The 12,444-nt window shown below is 44.8% G+C and carries 12 protein-coding genes; 11 read left to right on the top strand and 1 reads right to left on the bottom strand.

From position 1 onward, the window contains the following. Nucleotides 1-54 precede the first annotated feature (54 nt). The gene (aroC, locus tag U2P89_RS13260; RefSeq protein ID WP_322191619.1) at nt 55-1,128 is read left to right on the top strand and encodes a chorismate synthase; all 1,074 of its coding nucleotides are present in this window, start codon (nt 55-57) and stop codon (nt 1,126-1,128) included. Between the two features lie 82 nt (nt 1,129-1,210). After that, nucleotides 1,211-2,098 carry an N-acetylmuramoyl-L-alanine amidase-like domain-containing protein gene (locus U2P89_RS13255; protein ID WP_322191618.1) on the top strand — a complete coding sequence of 296 codons (888 nt, stop codon included), beginning with the start codon at nt 1,211-1,213 and terminating at the stop codon, nt 2,096-2,098. A 7-nt stretch (nt 2,099-2,105) separates the two neighbouring features. On the opposite strand, the gene U2P89_RS13250 is transcribed toward U2P89_RS13255, so the two are convergent. Continuing rightward, nucleotides 2,106-3,878: a S41 family peptidase gene (locus U2P89_RS13250; protein ID WP_322191617.1), complete on the bottom strand. Its 1,773-nt coding sequence runs from the start codon at nt 3,876-3,878 to the stop codon at nt 2,106-2,108. A 348-nt stretch (nt 3,879-4,226) separates the two neighbouring features. Here U2P89_RS13250 and U2P89_RS13245 point away from each other — a divergent pair, with 348 nt between their 5' ends. The 9 genes from U2P89_RS13245 to U2P89_RS13205 all read left to right on the top strand — a co-directional run bounded on the left by U2P89_RS13245 (nt 4,227) and on the right by U2P89_RS13205 (nt 12,226). After that, nucleotides 4,227-4,634 (top strand): VanZ family protein, encoded by a 408-nt coding sequence (locus tag U2P89_RS13245; protein WP_091908831.1) that lies wholly within the window; start codon nt 4,227-4,229, stop codon nt 4,632-4,634. Nucleotides 4,635-4,837: 203 nt separating this feature from the next. Then, nucleotides 4,838-5,437: a TlpA disulfide reductase family protein gene (locus U2P89_RS13240; RefSeq protein WP_313382070.1), complete on the top strand. Its 600-nt coding sequence runs from the start codon at nt 4,838-4,840 to the stop codon at nt 5,435-5,437. Nucleotides 5,438-5,491: 54 nt separating this feature from the next. Next, nucleotides 5,492-5,959, top strand: coding sequence for a DUF4870 domain-containing protein (locus U2P89_RS13235; protein ID WP_313382069.1), 468 nt, complete (start codon nt 5,492-5,494; stop codon nt 5,957-5,959). Between the two features lie 6 nt (nt 5,960-5,965). Beyond that, nucleotides 5,966-6,637, top strand: coding sequence for a cell division ATP-binding protein FtsE (locus U2P89_RS13230; RefSeq protein WP_322191616.1), 672 nt, complete (start codon nt 5,966-5,968; stop codon nt 6,635-6,637). A gap of 176 nt (nt 6,638-6,813) precedes the next feature. Further along, nucleotides 6,814-8,433 (top strand): CTP synthase, encoded by a 1,620-nt coding sequence (locus tag U2P89_RS13225; protein ID WP_322191615.1) that lies wholly within the window; start codon nt 6,814-6,816, stop codon nt 8,431-8,433. 9 nt (nt 8,434-8,442) lie between these two features. Continuing rightward, on the top strand, nt 8,443-10,416 hold the full coding sequence (yidC, locus tag U2P89_RS13220; RefSeq protein ID WP_322191614.1) for a membrane protein insertase YidC: 1,974 nt from the start codon (nt 8,443-8,445) through the stop codon (nt 10,414-10,416). 174 nt (nt 10,417-10,590) lie between these two features. Next, complete coding sequence (locus tag U2P89_RS13215; protein WP_076930027.1) at nt 10,591-10,929, top strand: hypothetical protein; 339 nt, start codon at nt 10,591-10,593, stop codon at nt 10,927-10,929. Nucleotides 10,930-10,991: 62 nt separating this feature from the next. Beyond that, nucleotides 10,992-11,672, top strand: coding sequence for an OmpA family protein (locus U2P89_RS13210; protein ID WP_076930029.1), 681 nt, complete (start codon nt 10,992-10,994; stop codon nt 11,670-11,672). 80 nt (nt 11,673-11,752) lie between these two features. Beyond that, nucleotides 11,753-12,226 carry a GAF domain-containing protein gene (locus U2P89_RS13205; RefSeq protein ID WP_076930030.1) on the top strand — a complete coding sequence of 158 codons (474 nt, stop codon included), beginning with the start codon at nt 11,753-11,755 and terminating at the stop codon, nt 12,224-12,226. The last annotated feature ends 218 nt before the right edge of the window (nt 12,227-12,444 follow it).

The following is a 12,444-nucleotide window of genomic DNA, read 5'->3' as shown; positions in this document are numbered from 1 at the left end:
ATATACTGTGCACGACTATTGGTAATTTGTAATTAGTAATTAGTAATTCCTAAAATGAATACATTCGGAACAATATTCAGGTTGACATCATTCGGAGAATCGCATGGTACAGCTGTGGGAGGTGTTATAGATGGCTGCCCCCCGGGGTTGGAACTCGATATGGATTTTATACAGTCGGAGCTCGACAGGCGCCGCCCCGGCCAGTCCCGTATCACTACTCCCCGTAAGGAAGCCGATAAAGTGGAATTTCTTTCGGGAGTATTTGAAAATAAAACTACCGGCGCTCCTATTGGTTTCATCGTGAGGAACGAGAATCAGCAGTCGTCCGATTACGATAACATCAAAGAGGCTTTTCGCCCTTCGCATGCCGATTTCACCTATCAGCAGAAATATGGTATCCGTGATTACCGGGGTGGGGGACGGTCGTCCGCACGGGAAACCATAGCCCGTGTGGTGGGCGGTGCTGTGGCAAAACTTTACCTCCGTCGTCTCAATATAGACATTACAGCCTATACTTCACAGGTGGGTGATATTGCATTGGAGAATGATTACAGGATATACGACCTTTCACGTACGGAAGATAATTTTGTCCGTTGTCCCGATCCCGATATAGCGGAACAGATGATCAAATTGATTCAGGAGGTACGCTATCAGGGAGATACTATCGGCGGTACTATCACCTGTGTCGTCAAAGGTACACCGGTAGGTTTGGGAGAACCTGTTTTTGGTAAACTTCACGCCATGTTAGGCTCCGCTATGTTGAGTATCAATGCCGTAAAAGGTTTCGAATATGGTTCCGGATTTAGCGTAGCTGCCCGCGGTTCAGAAGTGAACGACTCTTTCTATAACGACAATGGCAGGGTGAATACCCGCACTAATAATTCCGGAGGGATTCAGGCCGGCATTTCCAATGGGCAGGATATCTATTTTCGGGTGGCTTTTAAACCGGTTTCTACTATCCTCCGGGAGCAACAGACAGTAGATATGCATGGCAATGATACGATCATTAAAGCCCGTGGACGACATGATCCTTGTGTGTTGCCCCGTGCAGTACCCATTGTGGAAGCCATGGCCGCCATTACGCTTCTGGATGCTTATCTGCTCTCGAAAGCAACAGCCCCGTTTTAACGGGGAATGGCGATTGGGTGATTGGAGAGGGTGAGAGACCGGGTGACCGGGGAGACTGTGTGAATGAAAAGTAGTAATAAGAATGAAGAGGTTGATTGTTATCTTTTCTATGGTGATAATAGCAGTGTCTTTTTCCTCCATGGTTATCGCTGAGATCTCCCCGGAAAGGGTATATACTCCGGAAGATCGGCAGATATTTGATCGTTATATCGGCTATATTGCTCCTTGGCGCTTAGCTCCTGCCGACAGCCTGCTGGAAAAGACGGCTCTCTTTTTTTTGAATGCTCCTTATGTATCCCATACACTGGAGATGCCCGGTGAAGAGAAATTGGTTGTTAACCTGCGTGAGTTTGACTGTACCACTTTTGTTGAATCGGTAGTTGCATTGGCTCGTACCGCTCGTTCGGATAATCCTGATTTTGATACCTTTCTCAGTGAATTGCAATATATCCGCTATCGGGATGGTAACCTTCGGGGATATGTTTCCCGACTTCATTATACCTCCGATTGGCTCTATGATAATGAGAAGAAAGGGGTGATGAAAAACATTTCCGCCGGATTAGGTGGTATCTGTGAGAAGAAGACGATTGATTTTATGACTTCCCATCGTGATGCATACAGGCAATTGAAGAATGACAATGTGATGCTCAAAGAGATGCAAGTGATGGAGAATCGGATTAATGAACGGGATGGTTTTTATTATTTGCCCAAGAGTTCCATATCCGGAAAAACCCCTATGATACCACATATGTCTATGGTTGCTTTTACTACCGGTATTAAAGGGTTGGATGTCACCCATATGGGTGTCGTCTTCCACAAGGGTGAAAAACTCACTTTTATACATGCCTCATCCACGCAGAAAAAAGTGGTGGTCGATCAAAAGAGTCTTAGTGATTATTGCGCCGCTCAATCTTCCTGTACCGGCATCATCGTTTTCCGTATTACCCTCATTGACACTACTTCCCGATAGATCGGGATTAGCACATTAAAAATACCTTTCTATCATTCCACTGTTCCACCTTTTTACTTTCCCATGAATACTGATTTTCCGGTTTTTCCTTTATTTCTGTCGCAGGCGGTACCTTTGCCGGTAGCGGCCGAAGTACCGAGCGGTACATCTCCGGGTTCCGAAGTATCTCCACTGCCTTGTCATATACTTTGTCGTCCGACAATTGATGCAGAAGTACTCCTTTCTTATAGTAAAAACGCTGCACAATTTCCGATTCGATCATACTGGTAATATCCTCTTTAAAGAGTTCCAGGTCCCGATCCAGATTGGCATGCAATTTTGCCTCTAAGGCTGCGAATTCTTCTTTGGCTACATCCATATATCCTTCGAATTCCATCATGGCCTTTAGTTGTTGCAGTGAACGTTCGCTCAATTGGTCATATTCGAAATCCCGCTTCTTTACGAACTCCTTGAACGCTTCGTAATCAGTCTCCGGAAGCCTGAACCGGTGGGGTGGGGCAATCTCTTTGTGTTGTTGTGCCCACTCTGTTACATAGTCAAAGATGACATTATCTGCCATCAGGTAGTATGCGATTGTCCCCCCTGTAGGTTGCGGAATGATGATATCAGGCGTAATTCCACCGCCGTCGCGTACTTCACGTCCGTTACGGGTTTTAAATACATTTGTCAGTGAGTCGGGTACCCGCGCCACACTTCCGTCAGGGTTACGATGTGAGTAGTCCAGCGCCTGGATACAGCGTCCGCTGGGGATATAATATTTTGAGGTGGTAATCTTGATGTTTCCACCGTAAGGCAGGTCACGGGGTGTTTGTACCAAGCCTTTTCCAAACGACCGGTTGCCTACGATCACCGCGCGGTCAAGATCCTGAAGCCCTCCCGCTACAATCTCCGAGGCAGAGGCCGAGCCGGTATCGATCAGTACCACGATAGGGATAATCTCATCCAATGGCTGATTGCGTGTCAGGTAAGTTCTGTCCCATTGCTTTACCTTTCCTTTAGTCGACACTATTTCTTCTCCCTTCGGTACGAATAGATTTACTACATCCACTGCTTCGTCCAGAATACCTCCCCCGTTACCGCGCAGGTCCATAATCAACGAAGTCGCTCCCTTCGCTTTCAAATCCTGTACAGTTTTCTTCACCCGGTCAGCACTTCTTGTCGTAAAGCTGCCAAAATGAAGATAACCGATTTTATCGTCTGTTATTCCCGAGTATGTAATGGGATCGACTTCAATCTTTTCGCGCACTATCTTCAATTTCCGGTCCTTTTTTTCACCCGGTCGACGGATAGTCAATTCGAGTGAAGTACCCGGTGTTCCCTTCAATTTGTCGCTTACCTCTTTTACCGTCGATTTCCGCATGTCTTTGCCGTCAATTTCGAGGATGGCATCGCCTGCCTTCAGGCCTGCTTTATCTGCAGGAAGTCCCTCATAGGGCTCATTGATCACTACCTGCCCGTTATTATAAGATATGATCGCACCGATACCTGCATATTCGCCTGTCGTCATGAACTGGAGATCTTCCATATTCTCTTCCGCATAATACTCGGTATAGGGATCCAGGCGTGTTAACATGTTTCGGATACTGTTCTGTACTAAGTTGTTCACCTCAACACTATCCACATAAAACATATCCAGTTCACGCAGTACAGAGTTGAAGATGTCGATGTTCTTATTAATGTCGAAATAACGTTGATTTTTATTATCAGCCGGTGCCTGCGCCTGCGCTGCCGCTTGCAATGTTGTAAAAACCACCAGCATACAAAGAATAATTTTTCTCATATAATATAATTGATTCATTTTTTACTTTCAAAATTCAGCTACGCTGATTTGCAGTTCACATCCATGATTCGTGATCTCGGATCTCGGATTTGGAATTCCCATCTCCCTTTTTCCCCGGTCCCCCAATCATATGTCAACTTTCCCTCCTTCTCAAGTGGCAAAGGAACAAATTTTTGATGAAAATGAAATATAGTTTTAGTTATATGTTTATAAATCCATGTTTCTATTAGGATATAACTTCCATTTATTGTAGTCTGTTTTTTATTTTGCATGTAAACTACGCATGTCTCGCAACAAAAGCAGTTGGTTTGTTGTTATCTTTGAAGTTTTTCAGATTAATTCTTGTTTATGAAGACCCTGCTCCGTTATCTATTCCTGCCTCTACTTACAGTATTGCTTATTTTTATTGCTACCTGTCTAATTTCATCTTCCCGGATGCCCGGTATGCCCGAAGGTTTTCCGTGGGATAAGTTGGTGCATTTTGGTATGTTTTTTGTCCTTTCCGCCGTCTCGTTGATCGATTATTACAGGTTGTGCAAGGGAAACCCGCCCACTTTACGATGGATTTTCTGGGGCTTTTTCATTCCCGTGCTTTATGGAGGAGGTATTGAGTTAATGCAGAAATATTTCTTCGTATCCCGCAGTGCGGAATGGGCTGATTGGATTGCTGATATTCTCGGTTCGCTGGTCGCGACAGTAATAGTAATTATTTCCCTCAAAAAACGACGATATTCGGAAAAAAATATATCTTTGTAAAGTCGAACATGTTTAAAAAGGTTATAATATCCGAAAGTATAACTAAATTGTCTTGGTCTTGAACTTTAGTTCCAAATTCCAAATTCTAAATTCTAAATTCTAAATTCTAAGTTCTAAATTCTAAGTTCTAAATTCTAAGTTCTAAATTCTAAGTTCTAAGTTCCAAGTTCCAAGTTCCAAGTTCTGAATTAATAATGATTAATATGCGTAAATTTTTTATACTCTATAGTTTTCTGGCAGCTGGATTGCTGATATCATGTACCGCTTCTTCCGAAAAAAGATCCGCAGTATCCGACACACCATCCGATTCTGCTGCTGTGGCACAGGAACCACTTAGTGACGGTGATCGGCAGTTTTTGGTGAAAGTGGGCGACCAGGCTCCCGATTTTACAATGGAACTGCCCGACGGTAGTCATGTCACACTCTCCTCTCTGCGGGGGAAAGTGGTGATGTTGCAATTTACCGCCAGTTGGTGTGGTGTATGCCGTAAGGAAATGCCCCATATTGAATCGCGTATCTGGCAGCGTCATAAAAATAATCCGGAGTTTGCGCTGTATGGGATCGATCGTGAAGAGCCGGTAGAGAAAATTCAGGAACTCATTGAGGCCACCGGAGTGACCTATCCCATAGGTTTGGATCCTGATGCCGGTATCTTTGGTTTATATGCCGAAAAGAAGGCTGGTATTACCCGTAATATCATTATTGACCGGGAAGGGAAAATTGTGATGCTTACGCGTCTGTTCGAAGAAGAAGAATTTGAACGAATGGTAGAGACCATCGACTCATTACTGCTCGGCTCCTGAGCCGGATACTTTCATTATTCACTTTTCACTTTTCACTTTTAATTTGTTTATTGTATGAAATACGAAGATTTAAAAATTCTCGATGAGTTACGGGAAAAAGGGAGTATTTCCGAAGAGGAATATCAACGCGAGAAAGAAAAAATTCTCAATGATCAGGAAAATACCTTGAGTAATGCCGGTAAGAAGCCTTTGTTTGGGCTCGAGGAAAACACTTATCTGATGCTTATGCACCTTACTCAATTTGCAGGAGCTATCGTTCCGTTGGCCGGTTTCATAATTCCTATCCTGATGTGGACTACCAACAAAGATACCAATGCCAATGTTGATAAGCATGGTAAGAATATTCTCAATTGTATGATCAGTTACGCTATTTATGCCGTCGTACTCTGTATCACTGTGATCGGTATCCCTGTGGCTGTCGTATTGGGTCTACTTTACGCCGTTTTTGTAGTGATTGCTACTGTCAAAGCCAATAACGGAGAGTACTGGAAATATCCGTTTACTATTCAATTCATTAAATAAAAAACAATGGTGCAGGAACAACTTGTTAATTATTCCAATGTACAACTCAACCGTGAGGAAAATATTATCCTTCGCAATGTCAATCTTACTGTCAATCGCGGCGATTTCCTCTATATCATCGGCAAGGTCGGTTCCGGAAAAAGCACCCTGATGAAAAGTATGTATGCCGAGCTTCCCATCGAAGAGGGGAGTGCCCGGGTATTCGATTATGAACTGGCCGGTATCAAACGCCGGCTGGTTCCTTTTCTTCGTAGGAAGATAGGAATTGTTTTTCAGGATTTTCAGTTGCTTATCGATCGTACCGTCGAGAAGAATCTCGAGTTTGTGCTGCGTGCTACCGGATGGAAAAACGGCCGTGAGATCAGGGACCGGATCAATGAGGTCCTGGTACAGGTCGGCATGCAGAATAAGACCTATAAGATGCCTCATGAACTATCGGGTGGGGAACAGCAAAGGGTGGTGATTGCCCGTGCCTTGCTTAATTCTCCTGCCCTCATACTGGCCGATGAACCGACAGGTAATCTCGACCCCGAAACCGGAAGCCAGATCGTCGCCCTCCTGCAGGAAATATCCAGCCGGGGTACTGCCGTGATCATGTCCACACACAACTACTCCATCGTGCAGGCCTTCCCCGGCAAGATCATGCGTTGTGAAAACGCATCCCTACTTGAAATGTAATTACCAATTACCAATTACCAATTACCTCCCCAGTCTCCCGGTCTCCTTTTACACTATCGTGTGAAGCGCATTATCCTTTTCCCATATTATTCTCATTGGCATATTGGCACATTATTCTCATTTTTTTACTACCTTTGCAACTTCAAAAATTCATTCACGTTAAATAATTCACAATCGTGGCCGATACAAAGTATATTTTTGTTACAGGCGGTGTGGTTTCCTCTTTGGGAAAAGGAATCATTGCGGCATCACTTGGTAAATTATTACAGGCAAGAGGCTATAAAGTCACTATCCAGAAGTTCGATCCATATATCAATGTCGATCCCGGAACTCTCAATCCCTATGAGCATGGCGAGTGTTATGTCACTGTGGACGGACATGAGGCCGACCTCGACCTGGGACACTACGAACGTTTTCTTAACATACAGACCGCAAAGGGAAATAATATTACTACCGGGCGTATCTATCAGAATGTGATCCAGAAAGAACGTCGTGGTGACTATCTCGGCAAGACGGTACAGGTAATTCCTCACATTACTGACGAGATCAAGCGCAATGTAAAATCTCTTGGAGTTAAGAGTAAGTTTGATTTTGTCATTACCGAAATAGGGGGGACAGTAGGAGATATCGAATCTACTCCATTCCTGGAGGCGGTACGTCAGCTTCGTTGGGAACTCGGACGTAACTGTTTCTGCCTCCATCTCACTTACGTACCCTATATCGCTGCAGCAGGTGAAGTGAAGACCAAACCTACACAGCACTCCGTCAAGGAGTTGCAGTCGCTCGGTATTCAACCCGATATGCTGGTGCTCCGGACAGATCGTAATCTCAACAAGGATATTCTTGATAAGGTCGCCCTTTTTTGTAATGTGGAACAGGGTGCTGTGATGCAATCGGTTGATGTCTCCACTATCTATGAGGTTCCTGTCATGATGCAGAAGCAGGGCATGGATGAAGTGGTATTGCGTAAAATGAATATGCCTGTTGAAGGGAACGCCAACCTGGATGCATGGAAAGCCTTCCTTCAGAAACGCAAGGATGCCAGGAAGGAGGTCTGTATTAAATTGGTAGGAAAATATGCCGAATTACCGGATGCCTATAAATCGATCAATGAAGCGCTTTCCCAGGCGGCTATCTATAACGACAGGAAGCTAAAGCTGGATCTCTGCCATTCGGAAAAGATCACTGAAGAGAACGTTGAGGAAACACTGAAGGATGCCGATGGTATTGTTATCGCTCCCGGCTTCGGACAACGGGGTATCGAGGGAAAATACCTGGCATTGGGTTACGCACGTAAAAATGACATCCCTACCTTCGGGATATGCCTTGGCATGCAATGTATGGTCATTGAGTATGCCCGTTCCATCCTGGATATTCCGGAGGCCAATTCTTCCGAATTCGATCCCAAGGCAGCCGACAAGGTCATCGACCTGATGGAAGAGCAGAAGCATATCACAAATATGGGGGCATCCATGCGCCTTGGGGCTTACGATTGTGTTATTAAAAAAGGATCGCTGGCATACAAGGCATATGGAAAAACCAAAGTGAGTGAACGCCATCGCCATCGTTATGAATTTAATAATTTATATAAAGACCGGTTTGAAGCCGGTGGTATGAAATGTACCGGTATCAATCCCGATTCTGAACTGGTGGAAGTGGTAGAGGTGCCTCATCTTCGCTGGTATCTCGGTACCCAGTTCCATCCCGAATATAATAGCACCGTTATTTCACCTAACCCGCTTTTCATGAGTTTTATGCAAGCTGCGGCGGAATTGCACGATGCAAGTAAAAAATAAAAACTGATAATGGATAAAAATACAGTCACAGGATTGCTGCTTATCACAGCCATCATCATAGCTTTTACTATTTATAACAGGCCTGATCGTGAGCAGATTGAGGCACAGCAGCGCATGCGCGACTCCATTGCAATGGTGGAAATAGAACGTGCGCAACTCGAAGCCCTGCAAAAAGCCGGTGGAGAGACTGACTCGACCCTGCCTGGTGCAGGAAGTAATGCTGTCGCCGATTTTTTCAATGCAGGTGCACCTGCATCACCCACCGATACTACTGCCCTGTCTTTAGCGACAGAAGCGGTCGTTCCATCTTCGATCCAGGAGGAAACTGTCGTCCTGGAGAACGAAAAAATACGTATTCTCCTCAGTACCCGTGGTGGTTCTATCCGGTCCGTACAATTGAAGGAGTATCTTCACCATACGGGAGAAAATCTCTTATTGTTCGATGGCCCTGACGAAGCGCGCTTTAATCTCAACCTGTTTAATCGTAACAGTGTCCATCTCTCTACTGAAGACTTGGTTTTTACTCCTGTTCCAGGTAGTGACGGCCATTCTGTCACTATGCGCCTGCAACAAAGTCCCGGCCAATATATCGATTTTGTATATACACTCCCGGCCGATGAATACATGATGGATTTCGAGGTGCGTCTGGCTGGTATGAAGAATGGTCTTCACCCGGAAAGCCTCACCAATTTCCGTATGAACTGGGAGCAGAAGATCCGTCAACAGGAGAAGGGACGCACCTTCGAGAATCGTTTCACTCGTATCCACTATAAATATGACAAACAGGATGTACAGAAGATGAGTGAATCCAAGAACGATCGAAAGGAACTCTCAGAACCGCTCAAATGGTTCTCTTTCAAAGATCAATATTTTACCTCCATCATTATCGGTAAGCAGCCCTTCAGTAACACCATACTCAATTCTGAAGTGCTTAACAACCCTGATTATACGAAACAGTATAAGGCCGAAGGGTGGGTCCCTGCGGTGATTAGTCCTGACAGCGACCTGATTACTGCCGGTTTCAACTATTATTTCGGTCCGGTACATTACAATACGCTTAAAGCTTACGATAAGGATGTAGCCAACAGTGTCGATAAGTTGCAGCTCGAAGAGAACGTATACCTTGGTTACCGCTGGTTGAGTTGGGTTAACAAATGGTTTGTGATCCCGGTCTTCAACTTCTTCCTCTCCCTCAACTGGGGAATGGGCCTTATTATCCTCATCCTTACTCTGATGGTGAAGTTGATCACCCTGCCGCTTACTTATAAATCGTTTATGTCATCGGCAAAAATGAGGGTATTACGTCCGCAGATACAGGAGTTTGAAAAGAAATATCCCGGTAATGACCAGGAGATGATGATGAAGCGGCAACAGGCTACTATGGAGCTTTATAACAAAGCAGGAGTTAATCCTATGAGCGGTTGTTTACCCATGTTGATACAAATGCCTGTATTGCTGGCTCTCTTCTTTTTCTTCCCGGCTGCTATCGAATTGCGTCAGCAGGGTTTCCTTTGGGCGGATGACCTGTCCACCTACGACTCCCTTATATCATGGAGTGGCAATATTCCACTGATCACCCGTTTCCTAGGTAACCATATCAGTATATTCTGTTTGCTGATGACGGTAGTCAACGTCTTCTACACCAAGTATAACATGTCGATGACCGATACCGGTTCGCAGGCGATGCCGGGTATGAAGTATATGCCAATCTTTATGTCGGTATTCATGTTCTTCTTCCTTAACTCTTATCCGGCCGGATTGAACTATTATTATTTCCTTTCCACGCTGATCACGATTGGGCTTACTCTTATCATGAAGCAAGTGATCGACGAAAATAAGATCCTGGCACAGTTAGAAGCAAATAAGAAGAAACCCAAAAAGAAATCGGGTTTCATGGCGCGACTGGAAGAGGCTCAAAAGATGCAGGAGAAGATGGCTCGTGAGCAAGCCAAGGAGAATGCTAAACGCAATGCCCGCCGTTAAATAAGAAATCTCCGGATAATGTTTCCTACTGTTGTCCGGGGATTTTTTCTGTTCCTTGTAGAGAAAAACCACATATACATTGAAAGAGGAATTTTTAACAATTTGTTGAACTTATTTTTCTCATCTTTGTTCTTAAATAAGTAAAGCGACGTTTACTTTAAAATACATATTCACATGAGTCAAGAAGGTAAAGTACTTGAGTATGACGAGGACGATTCTCTGCGTTTTATACGGGAGAACCTGCCGGAAGAGATGCAGGACGAGTTCTCGGATGACGAGATCAATTACATTGTAGATCTTATTTATGACTTCTACGAAGAAAAGGGATATCTCGATGAGAATGACGACGATGATTCCGAAGTCGAAATCAATGAGGATGAACTACTGGAATATATCGGCCGGAATGCCCGGAAAAACAAAGAGATATTGGGACGAGATTACACTGACGAACAGATCGAAGCCATCGTGGCGGGAGAGTTAGCTTATTGCGATACACTCAATTTGTTCGATTGACCAAATAAACGTTTAAGATTTAAAGATTTAAAATTCAAAGATTTAATTAAAAACGACGAACTATGAAACAATTTTCAAAATTATTTGCCATCGCCCTCTTGGGAGGCGCATTGGTGTTATCGGGTTGTGGAGCAAGCAATACGGTGAAAGGCGGAGGTCTCGGCGCAGGTGCCGGTGCAGCTGTCGGAGCCGGAGTTGGAGCCATTGCCGGAGGAGGTAAGGGTGCTGCCTGGGGTGCCGGTATAGGGGCTGTGCTGGGAGGTACTGCCGGAGCTATTATTGGTAACAAGATGGATAAGCAGGCTGCCGAACTTGAGCAGATCGAAGGAGCCCAGGTAGAGAAAGTCAATGAGGGGGAAGCTATCAAAGTTACTTTTGAATCAGGTATCCTTTTTGCCACCAATTCAAGCACCCTGAATACTGCTTCACGTGCCTCACTCGATAAGTTTGCCACTTCACTCCAAAACAACCCTGATACCGATGTGAAAATATATGGCCATACCGACAGTACAGGTAGTGACGCTATCAACAATCCGTTGTCACAACGTCGTGCCGAATCGGTATATAATTATCTCGTATCTAAAGGGGTTTCCGGTGCACGTATGGCATCTGAAGGATTCGGTTCCACACAGCCTGTGGCCGACAACAATACGGTGGACGGTCGCGCACAAAATCGCCGTGTGGAAGTGTATATTCTTCCTAATGCCAAGATGATCCGCGAAGCACAGGAACAGGCACGATAAGTTTTTTTTCTAAATATACGTTTTTGAATCGCGTTGCCTACCTGGCAGCGCGATTTTTTCACAGGGATAGAATAGAGGTTATGGCAGAAGATTTACACATCCCGCACGGGGTATCCAAAGAGGAAGTATATAAAGCGTTATACCCCCAGTTGCAGGCATTGACAGATGGAGAATCCGACCTTATTGCCAATATGGCTAATATCACCTCCGCACTCAAGGAAGCCTTTGGCTTCTTCTGGGTTGGTTTTTACCGTGTAGTGGATGATAAATTGGTTCTCGGCCCTTTCCAGGGGCCTCCGGCGTGTACCCGTATCATGTATGGTAAAGGAGTTTGTGGCACTGCCTGGAAAGAGGGGCGTACCCTTATTGTCCCCGATGTCGATAAGTTCCCCGGCCATATTGCTTGTAGCAGTTTGTCCCGTTCAGAGATCGTCATTCCTGTAAAGAAAGGTGATTCTGTTACAGCAGTATTGGATGTGGACAGTGACCGGCCCGATCATTTCGACGAAATCGATGCCTTCTATCTGGAAAAAATATGCAGTCTATTTGGTTAATTTTCCCCTCTGATATTTTGTAGAGACGAAACAAAAAGGTATCTTTGCACTGCAATTGCGAAAGTAGCTCAGTTGGTAGAGCATAACCTTGCCCCAAAAGGAAATGGAGACTAACCTTGGCAAGGGAACCGGAAAAGAGATTCTGGAGAAAATTTTGAATATTATTGCGAAAGTAGCTCAGTTGGTAGAGCATAACCTTGCCCCAAAAGGAAATGGAG

It is taken from the genome of Proteiniphilum sp. (assembly GCF_034331125.1).
In the GTDB taxonomy this organism is placed as follows: domain Bacteria; phylum Bacteroidota; class Bacteroidia; order Bacteroidales; family Dysgonomonadaceae; genus Proteiniphilum; species Proteiniphilum saccharofermentans.
This window is presented reverse-complemented; position numbering and strand designations above follow the sequence as displayed.

Excerpts from the sequence above, each read along its gene's own strand:
- aroC (WP_322191619.1), top strand. The coding sequence starts at position 55 with ATGAATACATTCGGAACAATATTCAGGTTGACATCATTCGGAGAATCG.
- U2P89_RS13255 (WP_322191618.1), top strand. The coding sequence starts at position 1,211 with ATGAAGAGGTTGATTGTTATCTTTTCTATGGTGATAATAGCAGTGTCT.
- U2P89_RS13250 (WP_322191617.1), bottom strand. The coding sequence starts at position 3,878 with ATGAGAAAAATTATTCTTTGTATGCTGGTGGTTTTTACAACATTGCAA.
- U2P89_RS13245 (WP_091908831.1), top strand. The coding sequence starts at position 4,227 with ATGAAGACCCTGCTCCGTTATCTATTCCTGCCTCTACTTACAGTATTG.
- U2P89_RS13240 (WP_313382070.1), top strand. The coding sequence starts at position 4,838 with ATGCGTAAATTTTTTATACTCTATAGTTTTCTGGCAGCTGGATTGCTG.
- U2P89_RS13235 (WP_313382069.1), top strand. The coding sequence starts at position 5,492 with ATGAAATACGAAGATTTAAAAATTCTCGATGAGTTACGGGAAAAAGGG.
- U2P89_RS13230 (WP_322191616.1), top strand. The coding sequence starts at position 5,966 with ATGGTGCAGGAACAACTTGTTAATTATTCCAATGTACAACTCAACCGT.
- yidC (WP_322191614.1), top strand. The coding sequence starts at position 8,443 with ATGGATAAAAATACAGTCACAGGATTGCTGCTTATCACAGCCATCATC.
- U2P89_RS13215 (WP_076930027.1), top strand. The coding sequence starts at position 10,591 with ATGAGTCAAGAAGGTAAAGTACTTGAGTATGACGAGGACGATTCTCTG.
- U2P89_RS13210 (WP_076930029.1), top strand. The coding sequence starts at position 10,992 with ATGAAACAATTTTCAAAATTATTTGCCATCGCCCTCTTGGGAGGCGCA.
- U2P89_RS13205 (WP_076930030.1), top strand. The coding sequence starts at position 11,753 with ATGGCAGAAGATTTACACATCCCGCACGGGGTATCCAAAGAGGAAGTA.